25 protein-coding genes and 1 other RNA gene are annotated in these 23,107 nt (G+C 50.0%); 7 read left to right on the plus strand and 19 right to left on the minus strand.

The window, feature by feature from the left end; translation table 11 throughout:
- Both ptsP and rppH read right to left on the minus strand, forming a co-directional pair.
- Positions 1–2,271, minus strand: a complete 2,271-nt coding sequence (ptsP, locus tag DFR27_RS07810; protein ID WP_121876890.1) for a phosphoenolpyruvate--protein phosphotransferase — start codon at positions 2,269–2,271, stop codon at positions 1–3.
- Between the two features lie 5 nt (positions 2,272–2,276).
- Positions 2,277–2,765 carry an RNA pyrophosphohydrolase gene (rppH, locus tag DFR27_RS07815; RefSeq protein ID WP_121876891.1) on the minus strand — a complete coding sequence of 163 codons (489 nt, stop codon included), beginning with the start codon at positions 2,763–2,765 and terminating at the stop codon, positions 2,277–2,279.
- A gap of 148 nt (positions 2,766–2,913) precedes the next feature.
- Between rppH and DFR27_RS07820 the strand changes: the two genes are divergently transcribed.
- On the plus strand, positions 2,914–3,567 hold the full coding sequence (locus tag DFR27_RS07820) for an HAD family hydrolase (protein ID WP_121876892.1): 654 nt from the start codon (positions 2,914–2,916) through the stop codon (positions 3,565–3,567).
- 55 nt (positions 3,568–3,622) lie between these two features.
- On the opposite strand, the gene DFR27_RS07825 is transcribed toward DFR27_RS07820, so the two are convergent.
- The 8 genes from DFR27_RS07825 to DFR27_RS07860 form a co-directional block, all read right to left on the minus strand.
- Complete coding sequence (locus DFR27_RS07825) at positions 3,623–4,828, minus strand: class I SAM-dependent rRNA methyltransferase (RefSeq protein ID WP_121876893.1); 1,206 nt, start codon at positions 4,826–4,828, stop codon at positions 3,623–3,625.
- A gap of 75 nt (positions 4,829–4,903) precedes the next feature.
- The gene (gcvH, locus tag DFR27_RS07830; RefSeq protein WP_121876894.1) at positions 4,904–5,290 is read right to left on the minus strand and encodes a glycine cleavage system protein GcvH; all 387 of its coding nucleotides are present in this window, start codon (positions 5,288–5,290) and stop codon (positions 4,904–4,906) included.
- Positions 5,291–5,418: 128 nt separating this feature from the next.
- Positions 5,419–6,990, minus strand: a complete 1,572-nt coding sequence (locus DFR27_RS07835; protein ID WP_121876895.1) for an ABC transporter permease — start codon at positions 6,988–6,990, stop codon at positions 5,419–5,421.
- Positions 6,991–8,010, minus strand: a complete 1,020-nt coding sequence (locus DFR27_RS07840; RefSeq protein ID WP_121876896.1) for an extracellular solute-binding protein — start codon at positions 8,008–8,010, stop codon at positions 6,991–6,993.
- A 74-nt stretch (positions 8,011–8,084) separates the two neighbouring features.
- Positions 8,085–9,275: an FAD-dependent monooxygenase gene (locus tag DFR27_RS07845; protein WP_121876897.1), complete on the minus strand. Its 1,191-nt coding sequence runs from the start codon at positions 9,273–9,275 to the stop codon at positions 8,085–8,087.
- On the minus strand, positions 9,272–10,453 hold the full coding sequence (locus DFR27_RS07850; RefSeq protein ID WP_121876898.1) for an FAD-dependent monooxygenase: 1,182 nt from the start codon (positions 10,451–10,453) through the stop codon (positions 9,272–9,274). The genes DFR27_RS07845 and DFR27_RS07850 overlap by 4 nt, the downstream gene beginning before the upstream one ends.
- A gap of 2 nt (positions 10,454–10,455) precedes the next feature.
- The gene (gene pepP, locus DFR27_RS07855) at positions 10,456–11,784 is read right to left on the minus strand and encodes a Xaa-Pro aminopeptidase (protein ID WP_121876899.1); all 1,329 of its coding nucleotides are present in this window, start codon (positions 11,782–11,784) and stop codon (positions 10,456–10,458) included.
- Positions 11,784–12,305, minus strand: a complete 522-nt coding sequence (locus DFR27_RS07860; RefSeq protein WP_121876900.1) for a UPF0149 family protein — start codon at positions 12,303–12,305, stop codon at positions 11,784–11,786. Before DFR27_RS07860 ends, pepP begins: the two co-directional genes overlap by 1 nt.
- A gap of 163 nt (positions 12,306–12,468) precedes the next feature.
- On the opposite strand from DFR27_RS07860, the gene DFR27_RS07865 reads away from it, so the two are divergent.
- The 4 genes from DFR27_RS07865 to DFR27_RS07880 all read left to right on the plus strand — a co-directional run bounded on the left by DFR27_RS07865 (position 12,469) and on the right by DFR27_RS07880 (position 13,754).
- Complete coding sequence (locus DFR27_RS07865; RefSeq protein WP_121876901.1) at positions 12,469–12,657, plus strand: hypothetical protein; 189 nt, start codon at positions 12,469–12,471, stop codon at positions 12,655–12,657.
- Positions 12,647–13,006: a cell division protein ZapA gene (locus tag DFR27_RS07870; protein ID WP_121876902.1), complete on the plus strand. Its 360-nt coding sequence runs from the start codon at positions 12,647–12,649 to the stop codon at positions 13,004–13,006. The genes DFR27_RS07865 and DFR27_RS07870 overlap by 11 nt, the downstream gene beginning before the upstream one ends.
- A 16-nt stretch (positions 13,007–13,022) precedes the next feature.
- Positions 13,023–13,198: non-coding RNA, 6S RNA (ssrS, locus tag DFR27_RS07875), on the plus strand.
- A complete protein-coding gene (locus DFR27_RS07880) occupies positions 13,197–13,754 on the plus strand; it encodes a 5-formyltetrahydrofolate cyclo-ligase (protein WP_121876903.1) in 558 nt (185 codons plus the stop codon). The genes ssrS and DFR27_RS07880 overlap by 2 nt, the downstream gene beginning before the upstream one ends.
- Here DFR27_RS07880 and DFR27_RS12580 read toward each other — a convergent pair.
- Positions 13,738–13,881: a hypothetical protein gene (locus tag DFR27_RS12580; RefSeq protein ID WP_170150817.1), complete on the minus strand. Its 144-nt coding sequence runs from the start codon at positions 13,879–13,881 to the stop codon at positions 13,738–13,740. The genes DFR27_RS07880 and DFR27_RS12580 overlap by 17 nt on opposite strands.
- 229 nt (positions 13,882–14,110) lie before the next feature.
- Entirely contained in the window at positions 14,111–15,622 is a 1,512-nt protein-coding gene (ilvA, locus tag DFR27_RS07885; protein ID WP_121876904.1) for a threonine ammonia-lyase, biosynthetic, read from the minus strand.
- Positions 15,623–15,755: 133 nt separating this feature from the next.
- On the opposite strand from ilvA, the gene rpiA reads away from it, so the two are divergent.
- Entirely contained in the window at positions 15,756–16,430 is a 675-nt protein-coding gene (rpiA, locus tag DFR27_RS07890; RefSeq protein WP_121876905.1) for a ribose-5-phosphate isomerase RpiA, read from the plus strand.
- A gap of 157 nt (positions 16,431–16,587) precedes the next feature.
- On the opposite strand, the gene DFR27_RS07895 is transcribed toward rpiA, so the two are convergent.
- The 4 genes from DFR27_RS07895 to DFR27_RS07910 all read right to left on the minus strand — a co-directional run bounded on the left by DFR27_RS07895 (position 16,588) and on the right by DFR27_RS07910 (position 20,899).
- Complete coding sequence (locus tag DFR27_RS07895; protein ID WP_121876906.1) at positions 16,588–17,532, minus strand: FHA domain-containing protein; 945 nt, start codon at positions 17,530–17,532, stop codon at positions 16,588–16,590.
- Positions 17,529–18,743 (minus strand): S1C family serine protease, encoded by a 1,215-nt coding sequence (locus DFR27_RS07900; protein WP_121876907.1) that lies wholly within the window; start codon positions 18,741–18,743, stop codon positions 17,529–17,531. Before DFR27_RS07900 ends, DFR27_RS07895 begins: the two co-directional genes overlap by 4 nt.
- The gene (locus DFR27_RS07905) at positions 18,744–19,409 is read right to left on the minus strand and encodes a fumarylacetoacetate hydrolase family protein (RefSeq protein WP_245962631.1); all 666 of its coding nucleotides are present in this window, start codon (positions 19,407–19,409) and stop codon (positions 18,744–18,746) included.
- A 95-nt stretch (positions 19,410–19,504) separates the two neighbouring features.
- Positions 19,505–20,899: an FAD-binding oxidoreductase gene (locus DFR27_RS07910; protein ID WP_121876909.1), complete on the minus strand. Its 1,395-nt coding sequence runs from the start codon at positions 20,897–20,899 to the stop codon at positions 19,505–19,507.
- Positions 20,900–21,009: 110 nt separating this feature from the next.
- Between DFR27_RS07910 and serA the strand changes: the two genes are divergently transcribed.
- Positions 21,010–22,239: a phosphoglycerate dehydrogenase gene (gene serA / locus DFR27_RS07915; protein ID WP_121876910.1), complete on the plus strand. Its 1,230-nt coding sequence runs from the start codon at positions 21,010–21,012 to the stop codon at positions 22,237–22,239.
- Between the two features lie 44 nt (positions 22,240–22,283).
- On the opposite strand, the gene DFR27_RS07920 is transcribed toward serA, so the two are convergent.
- The 3 genes from DFR27_RS07920 to DFR27_RS07930 all read right to left on the minus strand — a co-directional run bounded on the left by DFR27_RS07920 (position 22,284) and on the right by DFR27_RS07930 (position 23,105).
- Positions 22,284–22,637, minus strand: coding sequence for a hypothetical protein (locus DFR27_RS07920; RefSeq protein WP_121876911.1), 354 nt, complete (start codon positions 22,635–22,637; stop codon positions 22,284–22,286).
- Between the two features lie 89 nt (positions 22,638–22,726).
- Positions 22,727–22,915: a hypothetical protein gene (locus DFR27_RS07925; protein WP_121876912.1), complete on the minus strand. Its 189-nt coding sequence runs from the start codon at positions 22,913–22,915 to the stop codon at positions 22,727–22,729.
- Between the two features lies 1 nt (position 22,916).
- Positions 22,917–23,105: a hypothetical protein gene (locus DFR27_RS07930; protein WP_121876913.1), complete on the minus strand. Its 189-nt coding sequence runs from the start codon at positions 23,103–23,105 to the stop codon at positions 22,917–22,919.
- Positions 23,106–23,107 lie beyond the last annotated feature (2 nt).

Below are 23,107 nucleotides of genomic sequence, written 5' to 3' on the forward strand. Positions count from 1 at the left end.
TTAGTCGGTAACTCGGCTTAATAGCAGCGGGTCAACACCGCGTTTGATTAGCTCGGACGCTACGAAACTTCGTAGTTCGGAAGCGCGATCGAAGTCCGCCGTCAACGCTAAAATTTCTTGCATATCAGCAAAGGGCAACTGGCGAATGACCGCTTTAACACGTGGCAACGCATAACTATTGAGCGAGAGATAGCGATAGCCCATAGCAAACAGCAACACGGCTGCGCCGGGGTCACTCGCGAGCTCTCCACACAAGCTAACAGGCTTGCCCTCTTTCGCCGCTGCCGTGGCAACGTGCTGAAGCGCATTTAGCACCGCAGGATGATAACTTTCATAAACGTTGGAAACACGTTCATTATTACGATCAACCGCCAGCAAATACTGAATAAGATCATTCGAGCCTACCGAGAGAAACGCCGCACGCTTGGCGAGACGATCCGCCAAATAGACCGCTGCTGGGACTTCAATCATCACGCCAATATCAGGCAGTTTGATATCGTAGCCATCGGCGAGCATTTCTTCGTGAGCGCGAATAATGAGTTGCTCGGCGCGGTCAAATTCCTGCATCGAAGCAATCATCGGCAACATGATTTTGAGGTTATCAAGCCCCTCGCTAGCGGACATCATTGCCCGGACCTGCCCCAGAAAAATCTCCGGGTGATCAAGTGAAATACGGATGCCACGCCAACCTAAAAACGGGTTATCTTCCTCAATCGGAAAGTAATTCAATGGCTTATCACCACCTACGTCCAAAGTACGCATAGTCACTGGCTGAGGAGCAAACGCAATCAATTGTTGACGATAAATTCGGCTCTGCTCCCGCTCACTGGGGAAGCGCTCCTTTAGGATAAAGGGGATTTCTGTTCGATAGAGACCCGCACCTTCGGCACCCACCTCTTTAGCTTGAATCGCATCGGTTGCCAGCCCGGTGTTTGCCATGAGAATAAGTCGCTTGCCGTCGGGTGTGCGCGCCGGAAGATTCTTTAGCGCCCTAAGCTCGTTAGTCAGTTGTGCGGCCTGAGCCACAACCTCATTATAGTGTTCACGAATCTGTGGCTTAGCATTCAGAATCACATGGCCGCGGTAACCATCAATGATTAACTCCTGGCCGTCAAGATCCTTTAGCTGAAGCTCTTCGCACCCCATTACCGTTGGGATGCCCATCGCTCGGGCAAGAATGGCCACGTGGGAATTACTTGAGCCCTTTAATGACACTAATGCGGCAATACGCTTATGATCAATCTGCCCAAGATGCGTAGCAACTAAGCTTCGAGCTACTAATACACAGCGCTCAGGAAGATCTTTTCGCTCACTGACGGACGGTGCCAAATGCGCCAATAATCGCATCCCCAGATCCCTGACATCCGCTGAGCGCTCGCGAAGATACTCATCATCCATGTTAGTGAATACGCGAACATGACCTTCAAATACCCGCGCGGTAGCGTACTCTGCGGCGTAACCGGCTTCGATTCTACGGACAATTTCACCACCAATAGCTTGATCGTCAAGCATACGTGCGTAGACATCAAACAACGCGACTTCTTCACGGTTCAACTCTTCTTCAAGCGATACGGCCAACTGCTCCAATTCAGTTCGCAGTTCGGTCAGTGCGCCATTAAAAGCGGCAAGCTCAGCGTCTGGATCGGATACTTTACGTTTGGGTACGGAGCGGAAATCCTTCTGAGAGGAAAGAACCACTGCGCGCCCAACGCCAATACCCGAAGCACTTGCCAACCCCTTATATATCCGCTCCTTACTAGGCTCGCCCAGCCTCTGAAGATCTTCGTTTTCCACCACCTCGGCATAGGCCAAAACGCCGGCAAGCTGAGCTGATGCTGTAATGATGATGGACTCATCTTCCTCATCAAACGCTTTACGGGAACGATGCTGAACAACGATAACGCCCAGTACTTTACCCGCATGCATAATAGGAGCGCCAAGAAAGGCATCGAAGGATTCTTCGCCAAGTGCTTTGACAAAATGGTAGCGAGGATGATTGGCAGCGCCACTTAAATTAATGGGCTCTTCACGTTCGGCAACCCAACCTACCAGGCCTTGGTCAGCATCGAGAACAAGTTTCTTCTCCAGTTCCCGCGATAGCCCTTCGGTTGCCATAAGCGTGAGTTGGTGGGAATCACCATCGCGAAGCCAAATTGAGCAGGCGTCTGTTTCAACAGCAGCTCTAACCCCTTCAACAATGGTACGAAGTGCTTCGTCTAGCGTCTCCGCATTATTAACCTGTTGAACAAGTTTTCGCAGTGCCTGAAGCATGCCGACTAATCCTTGCTAAGTGAACGGTGAAGTAAGGGCAGAAGTTCATCCATGGCACGGCGGTAGACTTCGCGCTTAAAATTAACCACCATACGTAACGGATACCAATAGCTCACCCACTTCCAAGAGTCGAACTCAGGCTTGCCATAAGCGCGCAAATCAATAGCTGACTCTGGCGCGGTTAAGCGCAAGAGAAACCATTTTTGTTTTTGACCAATGCACAGCGGTTTTTGACCGTGACGAATAAGCCTATGGGGCAGACGATATCGGAGCCAACCTCGGGTCTCACCGATAATTTCAACGTCGTCCTCTCGTAAACCAACTTCTTCGTAGAGCTCTCGATAAAGCGCTTCGCGCGGCGATTCGTCGCCGTCTATCCCACCCTGTGGGAATTGCCAAGATGTTTGCCCTGATCGTTGAGCCCATAATACTTGACCGCTGTCATTGGTGATTATGATTCCGACATTTGGGCGGAACCCGTCCGAGTCTATCACCTGACACCTCTAAATTTTTTCAATTACTACCATTGTTACTTTTTTCACTATTTTTTGCTAGTGATAGTTGTTACGAGTGGTTAAGCTAGAGCCCTCACAGGACGCTCAGACCCATGGGTCTATCGCTTAGAATTAAAGGATCTAGACTATGGCACTCGCACTATTCGATTTGGACAACACATTAATAGTTGGTGATTCAGATCACTATTGGGGAGAGTTCCTCATTGCAAAGGGGCTGGTTTCTGAGTCTGAGCACCGCGAGAAAAATGATCAGTACTATCGCGATTATTTAGACTCAACGCTGGATATTAACGATTATTTGCACTTCGCCATGGGCCACTTCCACGGTAAGTCACTTACCAGCGTGCAGCCACTTCTGAACGAATATGTGGCTAACGTCACTCCTACCATTGCGCCACATAGTCGTGAATTGATCGAAGCGCATGATAGCGCTGGGGATACGCTCGTTATTGTCACCGCCACAAACCAAATCCTAGCGCAGGGCGTTGCTAGCGCACTGGGCGTAAATCATCTCATCGCTACGGATGTGCGGGTGGAAGATGGCGTTATTATTGGCGGTTTGGACGGCGAGGCGAATTTCCGCGACGGTAAGATCACCAAAATGAAGCAGTGGATTAGCCAACACGGTGGTAGTTTGTCAGACGCTTATTTTTACAGCGACTCCCACAATGATATCCCCCTGCTTGAAGCGGTGAAATGGCCAATCGCCGTAGATCCCGATGAGAAACTTACTAACTGGGCGCTACTCAATGATCACCCCATCATTAGCCTAAGAGACTAGCTGAATATCAGCCAGTCTCTCTCCGCTCTCGGCGCTCGAAGATCGAATCTCAAGATTATGATAGCTCGCGAACTACTCGACAGAAAATCGCCTTGAGATAATCGGTCTCTGGAATAGCTGGGTGTACGGGATGATCGAAACCCTGGCGGCCATCAAAGAATATTTGTGCCTGACGATCAACATGCCGGCTTGCCACACGAACCACTTCACCTAAGCGCTCCCGCCCTAGATGCATCGAGCAAGACGCTGAAACCAACGTACCCTCGCTACCCAGTAAACGAATCGCCAATTGGTTGAGACGATGATATGCCTGTTCACCCTGCTTCAAGTCCTTGCGGCGCTTTATGAGCGCAGGGGGATCAACGATAACCACATCAAAGTGTTCGCCCTGATCAACTAGCTGCTTCATGACTTCAAAGGCGTTACCGGTAATTGCTGATACCTGCTCCGCCACGCCATTGCGCTCGGCGTTCGCCAATACTTCCTCGCAGGCAAAGGCAGAGGCATCAACACAGACCACTTCACTCGCCCCGTGGCGCGCGGCCTGAACCCCCCAGCCACCTACATAACTAAAGACATCAAGCACTCGCTTACCTTTCAACATACCGTTAAGGCGGGCGCGGTTTTCGCGATGATCAAAGAACCATCCTGTCTTTTGCCCATCCATAATAGGCACTCGGAAACGCGTGTCGTTCTCAATGAGGATGACCTCTTCAGGAAGCTCGCCCAAGATGACCTCCACGTTTGGCTCAAGACCTTCATCCGATCGAGCAATTGAGTCATTGCGATAAACGATAGCCTTTGGTTCGAACACTTCGTTGATTACGTTGACCACTGTTGGTCCAAACTGATCCATGAACACGGAATTTAGCTGTACCGAGAACACGTCATCGAAACGATCTATTACCAAGCCAGGAAGCCAATCAGCATCACCATGCACCAAGCGATAATAGGGCTGAGAGTAGGTCATCTCACGTAAGCTCAATGCCTGGCGAATCCGCTTCTTCAAGTCTCCCTTGCTAAACTCAGAGGTTTTAGTTCTACTCAGAAAACGCCCGCAAATCAGGTTATTCGGACTCATCACGGCCAAGCCTAAGCGCTTGTCATCATGGGCTTTTACTAACACCTGTTCGCCTAACCCAAAGGTCTTCAATGAGGAGCGCTGCTTATCCACTTCATTGGAATAGAGCCACAGGTGACCACCACGAATGCGCTTCTCTGCACCGCGTTTGAGGAAGAGCGTATTTAGGCTATCTGACATGATGAAAAATTCTCCTGGGTATAAAACTGAAAAAGCAGGCCGTAGCCTGCTTTCGTGCGAACAGACGTGACTGAATTAAGCGTCTTCGCAAATATCCTGATAGGCTGCTGCATCAAGCAGGCCTTCTAGTTCGGAAGCATCTGTGATGCGAAGCTTGTAGAACCAACCATCTTCGTATGGGCTTTCGTTAACAGTTTCTGGCGCATCTTCAAGCAGACCGTTAACCTCTACCACTTCACCGGAAAGCGGGCTGTAAATATCCGAGGCTGCTTTCACTGATTCAACAACACCCGACTCGTCACCTTGACCAAGCTCTGCACCTACTTCTGGAAGCTCGACGAAAACGACATCCCCGAGGCTATCCTGCGCGTGGTCAGTAACACCGACAACCGCAAAGTCACCTTCGATACGAATCCACTCGTGTGAATCAATGTACTTTAGTTCAGCTGGAATATTGCTCATTTTTCTCTCCGTAACAGGTGCGTCATTTAAACTATTTATAGTAGTTAATTATTCAGATGGCGAATAGATTACCGAAAAATTTCGTAAAGGAAACCGTTATTTCTGAAAATCATTAAGATTCACACTATTCAACTGTTTTTTGTTGTTTTATTCAGCAGGTAAACCACCGGAAGAATGGAAATCACTACGAGCATTAACGCTGGTACCGAAGCCTGATGCCACTCCCCCTCACTGGTGAGTTCGAAGATTTTAATTGCCAACGTGTCCCATCCAAATGGCCGCAGCAGCAGGGTTGCCGGCATCTCTTTCATCACATCAACTAATACCATTAGCGCCGCAACATAAACACCCGGACTAAGAAGCGGCAAGACAACACGCCGAAACTGCTGATTTTCCGACACACCCAAAACGCGAGCAGACTCAAGTAAACTGGGCTTAATCTTTGCCATCGCGGTTTCTATAGGTCCATTTGCTACCGCATAGAATCGGGCAACATACGCCAAGATCAACAGCAAAGCACTGCCCATCAAGAAATGCCTAGCCAGCACGCCATCAACCGTAGCGCCAACGATCATCATCCCAACTGCCATCACAGAACCAGGTAATGCATACCCAAGACTAGCGAACACCTGCAGGTAAGAAAGCCATTTACTACGACTGTAAAAGTTAGCCAATTGCGACAGAGTCGCTAGCACCACCGCTACTAACATTGCCATAACACCAAGCTTGACGGTATTCGAAATAAAGCCGATAAAACGCCGGTCCTGAAGCATTGAAAATTCATCCCAAGCCCATACTACCAGTTGAAACACTGGCAGCAGAAAGGCACACAAGAAGATGATGAAGCACCAAAGGCTAGCTAACCATTTTGCTCCACCCGACAATTTAAAACGCTGAAGCTGAGCGGAAGACTCCGCGAATCGGCCGCTGCGATTAAACCGCTCAAGCACCAGCAACAGGGCAACCAGCAGTAAGAGGAGGCTGGCTAATTGGGTGGCCGTCGAGAGGCTATAGAAGCTGGACCAACTCTTATAGATGGCCGTGGTAAAGGTCTGATAATTGAATACTGATACCGCGCCAAAGTCGGCTAAGGTCTCCATCAGTGCTAACGCTAAACCAGCGGCGATTGCCGGTCTCGCCATGGGTAACACAACACTAAAGAACGCTTTCCAAGGGCCCTTACCAAGCGTTCGCGCCGCTTGAATAGAAGTGATGCCTTGATAGCGGAACGCCGTTCTGGCTAAAAGAAATACGTATGGGTAGAAGACCAACGATAGCACAACCATAACGGCAACCGGGTGGCGAAGATCGATGTGAAAGCCAGGAAACTGAACGGCCAAGAAGCGCTGTAAGGGAGAACCAAAGTCAGTCATCCCCAACACCACAAAGGCCAGCACATAGGCCGGCATTGCCATAGGCAAAACTAAGGCCCAACTTAGCCACTTTCTTCCAGGGAATTCACAAGCCGAAACCAGCCATGCCGTTGAAACGCCGAAGAGCAGCACCCCAATAGTGACACCTAGCATCAGCAGTAGTGTATTAGCTATTAACGCAGGGAGCTGAGTATTCCAAAGGTGAGTCCAAAGTGCCACATCAACACTACCCCAGCTACTAATCAGCGCGACCACGGGGGCCGCGACTAACACCAGCACTACGGCAATTGGGCTGTAGCTAATTGCCAGCCTCGCCCCTTTCAGCATTTAACGGTAGCCTACTTCATCCATCAACTTCATGGCTTGTGCCTGGCGTTCGCCCGCGACACTGAGGTTGACTTGGTCAGTTTTGAATTCACCCCATGAGGCCACCTGTTCACTGCGCTCTACGGCGGTATTCACCGGAAACTCTTGGTTGATTTCAGCGAATAGATACTGTGCTTCTGGCTGACTAAGCCACTCAATCAGTTGCTGAGCTAAGCCAGGGTTTGGCGCATGCTTCAGAATACCAGCACCGGAGATATTTACGTGAATGCCCCGCTGATCTTCGCCTTGGTTCGCCCAGAATAAGGCGAGTGGCAGCTCGGGATTAGACACTTGGAGCCTGCCGAAATAGTAAGTGTTTACAATTGTGACATCACAAACGCCAGCCGCAACAGCTTGCATTGCCTGAGTGTCATTAGAGAAGGGTTCTTGCGCTAGGTTATTCACCCAACCAGCAACTACCTCACGAGTAGCTTGCTCGCCGTCCGCTTCGATCATGGTTGCAACTAAACTCTGATTGTAGACCTTTTGCGAGGTACGTAAACAAAGACGATTGTTCCATTCACTTGCAGCGAGCGCCTCATAGGTGGAGAGCTCGTCGGCCGAGATGCGATCTGTGTTATACACCATGGTCCGAGCTCGCTGTGAGAGACCAAACCATAAGTCATTCGGATCACGAAGATGCGCCGGAACATTCGCACGGAGCAATTCACTTTCAGTAGGCATCAAGACACCGCTTTGTGCCGCGTGCCAAAGGTGGCCGGCGTCAACGGTAATGAATACGTCCGCAGGGGTATTTTCACCCTCGGCTTGGATACGCGCTAACAAGGGGCCTGCTGAATCCGTAATGTAGCGAACTTCGATACCTGTCTCTGCGGTGAAACGGTCAAACAACGGCTTTACCAACTGTTCCTTACGCGCCGTGTATACCGTTAGTACATCAGCTTCTTTAGCTGGTTGATCACAGCCAACTAGCGACATCGTGGCAGCCAAGAACGCCAGCCAAGTTACCATCTTTTTCATTGAAAGCCCTATATTTACGAGAAAAGTAATAATCGTCTTCACTATCGCCCAATTGATAATGATTCTTATTTATTCTATCGCCCTTGCGCCTGACTTAGCAACCATTGTTTTAAGACCGCAAGCCGATCCACGCGCTGTAAGCCCCAATTACGCAGCACACGCAAACTAGGATTCTCGGTTCCGAACAACCATTTAAACCCTGACATGGACAAACCCGTAAGTTGATTATCGCCACGACGCCGACGCTCATAGCGCTTCAAAGGTACTGACAGCGGAACACCTCGCTGTAACGTTTTACTTAACTCCTCTGCTAAAACCAAAGCATCACTAAAGCCCAAATTGGCACCTTGCCCTGCCAGCGGATGAATGGTGTGAGCGGCATCGCCGAGTAACACCCATCCCGCTCCTACATAGTGGTTAGCATGACTACGTTGAAGCGGGAAGGAATACCGCTCAGACGCTAACGTAAGTGATCCGCAAACCTGCTCCGTTGCCGCGGTTAATTCCCTGGCAAAGCGCTCACTATCCAGCGCCATCAGCCGCTCGGCCTCATCGTTGTCTGCACTCCAAACTAGCGACTCAAAGTGTTGACCGTTCTGTGTGGGTAGGGGTAAGAGCGCCACCGGCCCTGTACTTAAAAAGCTCTGATAGGCGGTATTCCGGTGCGCGCCCTGCGACGCGATGGTCGCGACGATAGCGCGTTGTTCATAGGATGCTCGCGCAACCGGGATATCCAGTTGGTCGCGAATTCGGGAATTAGCACCGTCCGCCGCAACCAGAAGATCAGGATGCCATTGCTGACCGTCAGAAAACTCGATGCTGACACCTTCATCGCTTTCAAAGCAGCGTTCAACCTTCTGATTCCAAACGCAGCGCACACCCATCTCAGCCAGCTGTTCGGTCGCAGCATAATTGAGTGCTGAATTTTCAACAATCCAACCTAACTCTTCGAGCCCAGCTTCGTTAGCATCAAACTGGATACTTCCGGTACCTTCTCGATCCCACACCTTCATCCGCTGGTATTTTTGGCGGCGTTGCTCGGGTATGCGATCCCAGATTTTTGCTTGAGTTAAGAGACTGACTGATGCGGCTGTCAACGCCACCACGCGAACGTCGGCCGGCGCCGCTTCCACCGTCGGCTCGGGCGCCGGGCCGCCATCAATGAGCGTGACAATCACTTGCTCCGCGGGTAGTGTTCCGGCAAGGTGTGCCGCGGTGACGGCGCCAATAATACCGCCACCAATTACTACGATGCTTCGCGTCATAACGATAGCCCCTGTTGAGTTGGGTGAAGCCCCGCTGCGCGCAAGAGGAATTCTTCGCGCAGGACTGGCAATGAGGCTAGGGTAAGCATCGCTGAACTCCGCGCAACTGAGGCAAATCGACTTGGTACAGCAAAGCTTCGAACTAGCTGATCACAGGCATTAAACACTAGGGCCTGATCCTGATGAACCGCTTGGTGCCAGTGAGTTAATGACGAATAGGACTGTGGCCAAGCATACGCCTCCAGTGCACTCGCCAATTTTGCACCATCGCGGACGCAGAGGTTGAATCCCTGTCCAGCCACTGGATGCAACGTGTGCGCGGCATTACCAATCACCGCTACGCCGCGACGAAATAGTTCCTGTGCTTGCTGAGCGGCAACTGGAAACGAGGCAATCTTGCCTATCTCAGCAACGCCACCAAAACGGAGCGTTGCGGCCGCCTCAAAACGCTCAATAAATGCGTCCTCAGACAGTGCAATAAGTGACTTAGCGCGCTCTGGGCTAACACACCAGACTGCCGCATAGCGCTGCTGTGTAAGCGGCAACAACGCCAACGGCTTACCGTCGGCAAAACGCTCTCGCGCTACCCCCTGATGAGGCTTTTTCAACGCCACATTAAACACTAAGGCAAGCTGCTGATAGTCCGTATTATCAACCGCGATGCCAGCCTGCTTGAGCAATTGGCTTTTTGCTCCATCAGCTATTACTAAGAGTTTTGCTTCTTGCTTGTCGCCTAGGCTCGTCTCGAGCTGAATCCCATTTTCAACTACGGCGAACTTACTGATCGCCGCTACGCGACCTGCCTGAATGGTTGGCTCCGAAGCAATTTGACGGCTCAGTGCATTGAGCAATTTATGGTTTTCTACCACCGCGCCGAAATGAGTCTGATTAATCTCCTGAGCCTGAAGCGCTATGCCACCGAAATGTTGACTGGCTGAAACATGAATGCCAGAAATCGGCTGTGCATCCAACTGCTGCGCAGAAATACCAAGCCTAACTAACTCATTGAGTGTTCCTGCGGAAAGGGCCGTCGATCGAACATCCAGCGCATTGGCTTCGGTTGAAGTCACCGGGTTCGGATCAAAGATCTGGACAGACGTCACTGCCTCACTCTGAGCCAGTTGCAACGCTGTCATCCTTCCTACCAGGCCACCCCCTGCAATCACCACTCGGGTCATAATTACTGGCTTTCCATCAACGCTTCAATTTCTTCGATTGATTTCGGTACCGCTGCAGTCAGATTTTCATAACCTGATTCGGTGACCAAAATATCATCCTCGATTCGCACGCCAATACCACGCCACTTGGCATCAACAGCGTCATTACTTGGCGAGACGTAGATGCCAGGCTCAACGGTTAAGACCATACCCGGCTCAAAGTTTCTCCAGGTTTTTGAGCCAGCAACACGGTAATCACCCACATCATGAACATCAATTCCCAACCAATGTCCGGTACCATGCATGTAATACTCTTTGTAGGCTTCATCGGCGATAAGTGTTTCGGCATCACCAACCAACAGCCCCAATGCAATGAGGCCATCCACAAGAACCGCCACCGCCGCATAATGAACAGCTTCGTAGGGGTTCCCGGGCTTTATTTGTGCAATGGCGGCGTGTTGAGCGTTGAGTACCACTTCATAGATAGCCCGCTGCTCTGCACTGAATTTTCCATTTGCTGGAAAGGTACGGGTGATATCTGCCGCGTACATCTGATATTCACAGCCGGCATCGATTAACACAAGGTCGCCGTCTTTTACTTCGGCATTGTTTTCAACGTAGTGCAAGATGCACGCATTCTCTCCAGCGCCAACAATGGAGTTATAGGCAGGAAAGCGAGCGCCCCGCATGGCAAACTCGTGAGCGATCTCCGCCTCCAGGTGGTACTCGTTACAACCAGGCTTTACAAACTTCATTGCCCTAGCATGAGCATCTGCCGAGATCTTTGCCGCCGTGCGCATTAACTCGATTTCAGCCGCAGATTTGAACAGACGCATTTCGGCGATCATTGCATCCACATCTATGCGTGTTTCCGGCGTTCTCACACCTTGCTTACGCTGGCGCCGAATTCCCTGCATCCACGATTCGATTAGGGCTGCCTGCTCCTGCTGCCGGAGGTTCGAGTTCAATAACACATCTCGGTCAGCCAATAAGTCAACCGCCACTTTTTCTAAGTCGCTGATTGGGTGGGCTTCGTCGGCACCAAATACTTCAGCCGCGGCTTCGGGACCATAGCGCCGGCCATCCCAAATTTCTCTGTCTTTATCCTTCGCCCTACAGCACAACACAAACCGACCTTCATCACCGTTCTTGACTAAAAAAGCCACCGCCTCGGGTTCAGGGAAACCGGTCAAGTAGTAGAAGTTCGATTCTGGACGAAAATGATGATCCGCGTCATTCGAGCGAATCAACTCCGAGGCGGTGGCGATAAAAGCAACGCTATTATCGGGCATGCTATCGAGTAAGGCGGCCCGGCGGGCGGCAAACTCTTTGGCGAACAATTCTGTAGTCATTACTGTACCTTCTGTGGCCTAGCGTCAATGTAAAGAGAGATAATCCCCAGGCGGACGTATTCGCTAATCTCGATCAGTTCCTGTTCATCTTCCTCGCTAAACTCGGTGCTAGTATCCAATTGAGCAATTTGACTCAAGTCCTCGAAGAAACCTTCATCATTAATTGCGCCACCTTGCATACCGAATCCAGCCAGAAAAGCTTCAGTCCAATGGGCCAGAGCTTGCGCACGAGCTGCCAGGCCTGCAGTCTCTTCTGGCAACATCAGCATGAAACTCATGTTAACGTCTTCTAACTGTTTACGTGCTAACTCGCGTAAAGCGTTCAAAGTAGTGATAAAGCCCTCGTTAGCCTCTACACCATATGCATCGAGCAATGCATCTACCGCGCGACGGGTGTCGCCGCCCGTTTTCACACATAATCCAGCGGTTAGATAACCGTGAAGTTCGGCTGGCGTGCACACCGCTCCGACGTCCTCGAGGGCGACCTCCAGCAAACTAAATGCTTTACCAGTTTGACTCATAACAACCAATTCCTTAGATCAATGAGGGTATCCTAACGCTGGAAGCTCAATTTCGCCACTAATTCACCATCAAGAATTGATGCTTTTACTCGCTATTTGAGTTGACCAAAATAACCTAGAAACTCTATAGTAAGTATTAGCCGTAGGTAACTGGAAATGGACTATGTCAGGGCACGACGAACTGATAATTGAATTACAAGAATGCGTAGACGAACTTACACAGAAGCTTGAGAAACTGTTAGACGAGCGCAGCCGTCTTCAGGAACAACTTGCCGCCCGTAAGACGCGAGCCGTCAATGTGGCGAAAACGTCTGACGAACACCTCCAGGAGGACTGGTTAAGTGGCCTCTAGCAATACCATTGAGCTGACTTTTTTAGAGCGTGAGTATGAGTTCAACTGCCCTAACGAGCAGCGAGAAATGTTAGCGAGAGCGGCCGACAAACTCAATCAGCGCATGACTGAAATACATGAGAATACCACCGCCTCTCGAGAATCGGTTATTCTGATGGCCGCCCTTAATTTGAGCTTTGAGCTTGAGGCGCAGAGTCAATCCCAGCTGGCACAACCCCATGTCGATCACTCACCATCATCAACAGCGTCTTCAACTGCTTCAACGAATACCGAACTCGACCAAGCAGCGCTAGTGGAAATTGCCGAAAGGTTACATTCTTTATCATCGATGATTGGTGATATCGACTAACACAGCGTATAATGAATTCAGCCTGGGGTGTTTGCCAATTGACACGTCCCTGAGCCGATAATTGAAAACACGGGTTATGCTCGTTATTGGTGGTGTGCATGTCCGCTTGACGGAAAGCCTGATCCAATTCAGCGTTTCCCACCTTGAACTTCGGGTTCGAGGCCACGTCAGTAGCGGCACCTTGGGTCCTATGTCCTCAGATAAATCAAGCTTACGAAAGCAGTGCAAAGCAGCTCGCAACGCACTGTCGAACATTCAGCAAGCTGACAATAGCCACGCGCTTTGTCACGCGCTGGAAGCTTATCTTGACCAACTCCCCCCGCAGCGCATTGCGGCCTATTTCGCTTTTGGTGCGGAAATCTCGATTGATCCTTTGTTTGCTAAGCACCCACGCCATCAGTGGTTCGCTCCCATCATTACACCAGAATACGGCATGAAATGGGGAACGGCAGATCCCAGCCGGCTGATACATAATGAGTATGGAATTCGCGAACCGAGTGACCTAGTAAAGACTTCCACCAGAGGCTTTGACATCATGCTATTACCACTTGTCGGCTTCGACTTAGCGGGTAACCGCATTGGTATGGGAGCAGGTTATTACGATAGGGCACTGGGACAACTGCAAGACAAACCCATTCTGATTGGGTGCGCCCACGGCGTTCAGGAATGTCAGTCTATCGCAGCCGAACCTTGGGATGTTCGGCTTGATGCGATAGCGACCGAGAAAGGACTTATTTGGCTGAGCTAATAAGACCCTGCTGCAACGCAGCGACAGGCTGACGAGACTCTTCGCCCTCTAGGAAATGTAACCCACCCGTGATGAGTACCCCTACTGCGAATAACGCCATTGCCCAATTTAAAAAATCGGATTTCATCTCTCTACTCCTAGACTCTACACCCTATCCTCTGCGTGATTTAGGTGCGCTTTAATTATTATTTTGTTTCACTGCACTACTTTGGTGCACTTCAATCACTCAACATACAAATATTGCAACTAAATCGCAACATATAAGTAAGACTACTGAGTTTCAAGAAAGTTCACTACTAACCACTTAGCACTTAGTATGCCAACTAGTTGGCACCATGGCGATGTAAGGCGTTGTGTTAACTCATAAAGAGCTGAAAAGCGGGATTAGCGGTCTCATCTTCAATACTAAAACCAACTTGGGCCAACTTGGCAGTTAGTGTGTCGACCTCGGTTTCGTCAATTGCCAAGCCAAAGAGCACCCTGCCATACGCGGCGCCATGATTACGATAGTGGAATAAAGTGATACTCCACTCTCCACCTAACGCTGAGAGGAAATCTTTTAGCGCGCCGGGGCGCTCAGGGAAGCGGGTTCTAAACACTCGCTCATTTGGCAGTTGGCTAACCCCCCCCACCATGTAGCGAGTATGCACTTTAGCCAGCTCATTATCAGTCAAATCAACCACAGGGTAAGAACAATTTACCAGATGGCTATTTAGCTGAGCTCGATCGTCACCGCCGGCTCGCACCTGAACCCCCACAAATACCACGGCTTGGTCGGCACGGTTGTAACGATAATTAAATTCAGTGACAGCTCGCTTGCCTAGATTTTCGCAAAAAGCAGCGAAACTTCCCGGCTGCTCAGGAATTGTGACGGCAAACACCGCTTCACGCTGTTCGCCAATCTCCGTTCGCTCCGAGATGTAACGAAGACGGTCAAAATTAGTGTTCGCCCCCGATTCAATCGCAATCAGTGCACCCTCTGAAGTATTCGCGTGTTCCGCATACTTCTTCAAGCCCGCAAGAGATAAAGCACCGGCGGGCTCTGCGATGGATCGAGTATCATCAAAAATGTCTTTTATCGCCGCGCAGATTTCATCTGTAGTACAGGTAATCACCTCATCAACAGTGTCTTTCAATAATTCGAAGGTAACTTCACCAATTCGGGCAACCGCTACCCCATCTGCAAACAACCCTACCTTATCCAGGGTAGCTGGAGCACCTTGCTCTAGCGCATAGCGCAGGCACGCGGCATCCTCGGGCTCAACGGCGATTACCTTAATCTCTGGGCGAAGGAACTTAATCCAATTAGCACAGCCGGCGGCCAAACCGCCACCGCCGACAGGCAAGAAAATAGCCTCTACCTGGGCTGGCATCTGTTTCAAGATTTCGACCGCAGCGGTTCCCTGACCAGCAATAACATCAAGATCATCAAAGGGATGGACATAAAAGAGCCCCTGTCGCTCCGATAACTCTTTAGCATGACCCGCCGCTTGATCAAAGGAATCGCCGTGAAGAACGACGTTCGCGCCACGGGTACGCACACCGTCAATTTTTATTTGCGGTGTAGTTTGCGGCATCACAATGGTGGCGGCGATACCCATGTGGGTAGCGGCCATAGCTAGCCCTTGCGCATGGTTACCCGCCGAAGCCGCAATCACACCCTTAGCTAACACTTCGGCAGGAAGCTGGAGTAACTTGTTATAGGCACCGCGAAGCTTGAATGAATGAACTGGCTGGAGATCTTCTCGTTTCAGATAGATTGGACGACTAAAACGCGTTGATAGCCCCACCGCTTTGGTTAACGGTGTTTCAATCACTAAGTCATATATTCTCGCATCGAGAATCTTCTTAACTAACGAGTCTTTCATGGAGCAGCCAACCTTTCTAATGATCTTCTCAGTGTACCGTGTTGGCGGCATAAGGTGTATAACAATTCTTCGTATTCCCGTGGGCTTAGCGTTATACTTAACTCAGCTTTAGCACACCATCATGGGAATCAATATGAACCAAGACCAGTTAAAAGCATCCGTCGCACAAGCGGCGCTGCAACACATTCTTCCGCAACTAAACAGCGATACCATACTAGGTATTGGCACTGGCTCTACGGCTAACTTCTTCATTGACTTCCTCGCTGAACACAAAGGCGCCTTTGATGGTTGTGTGGCGTCATCGGAAGCATCAGCAGAGCGATTACGCGCTCACGGCATTCCCGTGTACGATCTGAATGAATCCGGCACCCTTGAATTCTATATTGATGGTGCGGACGAGAGTAATGAGCGCCTTGAACTCATCAAAGGTGGTGGCGCCGCGCTAACGCGCGAAAAAATTGTTGCGGCGGCGTCTAAAACCTTTATCTGCATTGCTGACGAATCAAAGTTGGTTAATGTCTTGGGCGAATTTCCTCTCCCGATAGAAGTGATTCCCATGGCGCGTAGCTACGTGGCACGTGAGCTTGTGGCTATGGGTGCGGACCCTGTATATCGTGAAGGCGTGGTGACGGACAACGGGAATATTATTTTAGATCTCTACAACTTTCAGATCGCCACACCACGCGCGATTGAAACCGCAATCAACCAAATTGTTGGCGTAGTGACTAATGGTCTATTTGCTAATCGACCGGCCGATATCCTGATGTTAGCTACTCAAGACGGCGTAGTGACAAAAACAGTGGGTTAAACTACCCAAGGAAATAAGCCATCAAGTTTAGCGCTTGATGGCTTTCGTCATTAGAAGTTGTTATCTGGAATCCCAAGCACTGCTCTGGTGACAAGAACGAAGCCATTCCCCGTGCCAGTCACCATCTCCAACCACAGGTGGATTAAGCCCTTAGCGACTAATCATCTTCGGTTGAATTCTGTTTCGCCTCATTGAACAAATCACTCATCGACGATCGGAATTCCTCTGCATCATGCACCGGCGCAAAACGCAATTTTTCATTGAGAAGCAACTCATTATAGACGGCGGCCGACTCGGCATCGGTTGCGTCTTCGTTGACTTGAATATAAGTATCAAAACAAATCGCTATCAGCAACAAGTTACACGCCAAAGTTCGCTTTATAAAGTTCCAATGAGTCACCCAAGTGAGTGCTCCATAGAGCGTCAGCACAAGCAGTATAACCTTGCTGAGAAAGCCAACCATTAGCAGAACCATTGACCCGCCTACGTTGTAGGAGAGCCAGCCAAGCAGATAAGTACCGACTTCCATCAACAGTGCGACACCAGCACCCAGTGCTAGTAATTGCCAAAAATAGCCTTTACCACGCAGTAGTACACCCACTGCGTAGCCCCCGGCCGCCAGACCAAGTAGCCATAGATATTGTAAGACACCCGCGCGGAAGGAGCTCGCAACGCTAAACTCTTCAAAGCCATAAAGGTATTCAACGAACACACTATTGATGACGAGTAAAAAATAGGCAATCAACGCTATTGGCAATGAGCGTTTCAGGCTCGGCGGCAACGCTGGCGCCGACTGCACAGCATGATCCGTATCAATGACTTCAAAGACGTGTTCACCCAATTCAAATTTTTCGCCTGCCACTAACTGAATGCGATCGCCTAGCGAGCTACCAAAACGATTTCGAATACCATTTTCACTATTCGTGTCTAGCAGCCAAAACTTGCCGTCGTCGTCTTCAACAACTTTCGCATGAGCTGGCGAGACATAACTATCGTGCAAACAGACGTCCATTTCTGCGGCCGAACCTAGACTTAGGTTATTACGCAGTGGTACCCGTTGTTCGTGCTGACGATGAGTTCGATACACTCTTAAAAGCATCATAATACCGTCTCCAAGAGCTTATCGATCACCTGCTGCGCGGAGGATTTGCTCACCCCCTCCAAAGCTAGTGCGGTCATTGCCACTTGACCATCTTGAGGCGGGGAGCCGATCTTAAAATAGACATCGTACAAGGGTGCAAAGCGTTTATAGGCGCGAACGCAGACAATCGTTTTATGCCCACCATAACTGCCTTCTAAAAAGGCTTCATGACAGCTCATTGGACCAACGTAATCGGTATCGCTGGGAGATTGACGTCCCAAATTCATTGCATCATGCACTTCAAACTCAAACTGCAGTGGACTGAGATCAATATTCTCAACTACCATCTGGTTGTAGATAATACTACCCGTTTGTAAATGCCGATTTAGATAGATACCTTCACGAGTTCGACAAGAGCGACTGATCACATTGGTCCGGCGTTCCTGCTGATCGTTGTTCGAAGCGCCCCAACAGCTGATGAAATCCGTGACGGCTGCAATAGCTGGGCGGCCGCCTAGCGGCTCAACGGACCAATCTCCAGCTAACAGGGCTTCAATTCTAGCCGCTTCATCTGCCAGTAATTGCTCGGAAACTTGCTCATCCAGAGGTGTCTCAATACCTATCTTCGACACCATCGTAGCCACCGCCGACAGCGGTACTAATAGGCTTAAATTATTTCCATAGCCCGCGACATTAACACCAACAACCTCATTATTACTGTTTAACGCTGGTCCGCCGCTCATACCAGAATTCAACGCCCCCGAAAAATTGATTAGCCGGTGAAAGCGATGCGCAACCTCGCCATTCCAAGTCCCGGGAACAATAGTCTGCCCCAAATCCATTGGGTTACCGAAGGACAGAATTCTCGCCCCTTGAGAGGGCTCTTCGGCGGCAAGTTGAAGCGTTACATCAAGCGGAATATCAATCTTTAAGAGCGCCAAATCATTAATCACATCTACGGCAACAACCCTGCTTTCAATAACCTCATCGGTGGCTGAAATAACCTCTAAACGATAGCCATTAGGGAAGTTAACCACGGATTGAATAACGTGGTAGTTGGTAATGAGATAGCCATCACCGGATACCGCAAAACCACTGCCAATTGATGATTTCTGATCTGCCTGCGCATCCAGGACACGAATTTGAAATACGGCATTTAATTGGGTCTGATAATCACCGTCGGCACGGACGACTGACGATAGTAATAGCAATAGAATGAGCGTTAATCGCATTTATAGTACCTCTGAGTTCGCTGTCCAGCGACTGCATAATGTGGCCGCTAGTTGATCACCTTTATGCAACGCGGTGACGCCCGCTGGGGTACCCGTTAACACAACGTCACCCGGTTCAAGCGTGAATGAACGCGATATCTCAGCCAGGAGATCCATTGGTGACCAAAGCATTTGCGCTACTGACCCCACCTGCTGAAGGCGATCGTTCAAGTTTAACGACAGCGATAATTCATTGAACGGAGGGCAATCTTCACGCACTACAAACTCAGATAAAGCCAAGGCGCCATCGAAGCTTTTAGCTCGCTCCCAAGGATGTCCATTGTGCTTTAACTCGCCTTGAAGGTCTCGAAGAGTTAGATCGTAAGCTAAGCCAACACCAATGATTGCCGCCTCGGTGTCTGCCGCCGTAGCATTTCGAAGCTGCCTGCCCACCAGCAAGCTAATCTCCGTCTCAATATGACACTCGCCAAGGTCATCAGGAACAACAAAGTTCGGCACCATGGCGACCATCGCAGACGAAGGTTTGATAAATAAGAGCGGTTGCGATGGAATTGGATTATTGAGTTCTTTCGCGTGGGCCGCATAATTCCGACCTACGCATACGGCCTTCGCATTGGGGAGATCAATGGACTCTCCTCCCCACCATCGGTGTTGGTACGTTGACAAATTAGGCTCCATATCTGCATGAGATGCTGGTTAGGAAGTTGCTCTAGCAACTTTTTCTTTTAAGTATGGCAGCTCAGCAAGATATGTACATAGCCTTAGTCAAACAGTTTTCCCGGATTAAGAATCCCAGCGGGGTCAAATAGTTGCCGCATTTGCTTCATCAGGCGTACTTCCTCCTCCGAACGGCTGTAACTCAGAGCATGCTTCTTGAGTAGCCCAACCCCGTGTTCAGCCGAAACTGAGCCGCCCATCCGGGCAATTTCCTCAAAAATTAACGCGCTCACTGCCTTGCATTGCTCCACAAACGCATCAACCGCCAATTCTTCGGGCTTCAAGATATTAAGGTGGAGGTTTCCGTCGCCAATATGGCCAAACCAACACACTTCGAAGGTTGGATAATGCTCAGCAACAATACTGTCAACCTTGGCGAGGAAAGCGGGGACCTTTGAGACTGAAACACTGAGATCGTTTTTATAGGGCGTGCGTGGTGCGATACTTTCAGAAATACCCTCACGTAAACGCCACAGCGATGCTGCCTGTTGTTCAGATTGACTCATCACGCCATCAACTACCCATCCTTCAATCAGGCAGTGTTCAAAACAAGCGAGCGCTGCTTCGGTTTCTACCTCAGAGGCTGTTTCAACTTCCACTAGTGCGTAATAGGGGGCAGCTTCTGCCAGCGGTTGAGCCTCGCCAGAGTGAGCAAGATTGGCCTCCAGGGCATTATGAGAGAAGAACTCGAACGCATTAACCGATGTTTGCTGCTGAAAGCTAGCTAGTACCGACATAAGATCAGTCATTTCGTTTACACCCAGCACCAAAACTGTTGCTGGCTTGGGAGCTGCACACAGACGAATGGTCGCCTCGGTAATTATGCCCAAGGTTCCTTCAGAGCCGACAAACAAATGACGAAGGTCATAACCGGTGTTATTTTTCAGTAATCCTTTATTGAGTTCTAGTAGCTCACCAGAACCTGTTACTACCGTCAATCCAGCTACCCAATCGCGTGTCATGCCGTAGCGTATCACTTTAATACCGCCGGCATTGGTAGCAATGTTTCCGCCGATCTGTGAACTTCCTGACGACGCGAAGTCCACCGGATAAAACAGCCCCAAGTCTTCGGCATGCTGCTGCAGCTGCGCCGTCACCATTCCAGCCTCAACCTTTAGCGTCGAGCTCGCCACATCCGTTTCGATAAGTTTATTCATCTTATCTAAGGCGATAACCAACTCACCGTTTAATGCCGTTGCCCCACCGCTTAAACCGGTTCTACCGCCGGATGGTACCAACGCTACTTGCTCGGTATTCGCCCAACGAACAATGGCTTGGACTTGTTCGGTAGTGGTTGGAAACGCAATCGCGCTGGGTTTTGGTGAATATTGCCTACACCAATCACCGCCGAAGTGCTGTAAATCAGCCTCATCAAGCAGTACATTAGTGTCACCTAGGATTTGGCGTAAGGCCTCGATTTGCGGCAAGCTTAAATTCACGTGAATGGCTCTCAGTAGCTAGTAATTATTGATGACCGCTAGATTAAAGTGAGCTCACTTTATCGGCAAGGCAAATATCACCGTTTTAATACATTAAAAAGAGGTAACCCATGGCTAGTATGTCGCTCGAGAAAAATCGTATTAAGTTTTTGTTGTTAGAGGGCGTCCACCCCTCAGCTATTGCCACCCTTAATTCGGCAGGCTACAACGAGATTGAGGCGTTGAGTGGCTCTTTGGACGAGGATTCGCTCATTGAAAAGCTCAAGGGCGTTCACTTTGTTGGCGTTCGCTCCAGAACACAGCTTACCGAGCGAGTGATCGCCTCGGCGGACAAACTTATTGCCATTGGCTGCTTTTGTATCGGTACCAACCAAGTTGACCTGCCTGCTGCCCGTCGCCACGGAATCCCAGTATTCAATGCCCCCTATTCAAATACCCGAAGTGTGGCCGAGTTAGTGCTCGCCGAGGCAATCATGCTGGCCCGAGGTGTACCCGAAAAGAGCATGAAAGCGCATCGCGGTGAATGGCAGAAGTCAGCGGCCAAGTCGTGGGAAGTCCGAGGTAAGACGCTTGGTGTGGTGGGTTATGGATCAATTGGTAGCCAGCTATCAGTCCTTGCCGAATCATTAGGAATGAAAGTTAAGTTTCACGATGTGGTAACAAAGCTGCCACTTGGTAATGCCGAACAAGCCGACTCCCTCGAAGAGCTACTAAGAGAAAGTGACATCGTCACGCTTCACGTCCCAGAGACCGCAGCAACACAGGATATGTTTGGCGCAGCACAATTTTCGCAGATGAAATCCGGAGCTATTTTCATTAATGCTGCTAGGGGCACAGTAGTCGTCATTGATGATTTAGTCGCAGCACTTAAATCTCAGCACCTAGGCGGCGCCGCAATAGACGTATTCCCCGTGGAGCCGCGCTCGAATAGTGAAACCTTTGAATCACCATTACGCGGCATTGATAATGTAATTTTGACGCCGCACGTTGGCGGCTCTACTCAAGAAGCACAAGAAAATATTGGTATTGAGGTAGCGCTAAAGTTTGCCAAATATAGTGACAATGGCACCACTACCAGCGCCGTAAATTTCCCAGAGGTGGCACTTCCAGAACACCACAACAGTCACCGTATCTTGCACGTTCATAAAAACGTCCCCGGAGTCTTGGCGGCAATTACTGATGTATTGTCTAGTAACGGTGTAAATATCACTGGTCAATATCTTCAAACCGCTGAGGATATTGGCTATGTTGTGGTTGATGTTGAGCACGGTCAAGGTTCTAAAGCGCTTGATAAGCTATCCTCTATTGAGCACACCGTTCGCTGTCGAGTTCTTTTCTAAGCTGATGTGAACAGCTATCGGTAGTGTTTAGCGTCAAGCTCAGCCTACCGATAGAGCTTGGGAACGCGAAAATAGTATACCGCGTAGAGTATGGCGCTAAGCCAGATAAATCCGGCCAAAAACGCATGCATATAAGGGCTCAATAGCGCGTAAACACTTCCTGCAGCACCCATGGCCACCAAATATTGCACCCCCACTCTTGCCGTCACGGGTCCATCCTCACGATTTGCGGGAAACAACCACACTAACAATCCATAGAGGGCCACAATCGGCACCCAGGCTTTCCAAGAAAACAAAGTAACGAAGAATCCTGCAAACATTGATGCTGCCGCCGTGGCGATGGTCAAGCTGACCGGCTCTTTAAAACTGACCAGTTGAGTTAACGTTTCTCGAGTCATTGTAGCTCCCTGCTAAGTGATGATAACGTCCGTTGTTAATCAGAAGGTAACACTGAGCAAGCTCAGTGTCACTGTTACTCCTTGTTGAATTACGCGGGTTGAGCCGCTTCCTCCTTCGGCGGTGGTGCTGGAGCCGGATCATCTAGTCCATCTAAGAATTGACTCGTCTTCTCAGCAATGTAGCCCAACGCAACGCCGGCCAGAAAGGCGCCCCCAACAATCAAGATGACGCCACCGCCATCCACTTCGGCCTGTTCGTCCAAGGTGAGTTCCCGCATGCTACTCACCCCCATCCGAAGCAAGATAGCCACCTACAGCACTGCCTACAGCGGTGGCTGTAGCCGCCGCTGCCGATAGCACGTAAGGTGAAGCGTAGGTTACCAAACGTACGGCCAGCATCACCGTTACTGGGTTAATGAAGATGCCGCCGCTCACTTCCTGTTGTTGCTCAGAGTTTAGTAATTCCATTT

The sequence above is a fragment of the Umboniibacter marinipuniceus genome, assembly GCF_003688415.1.
Classification (GTDB): Bacteria; Pseudomonadota; Gammaproteobacteria; order Pseudomonadales; family DSM-25080; genus Umboniibacter; species Umboniibacter marinipuniceus.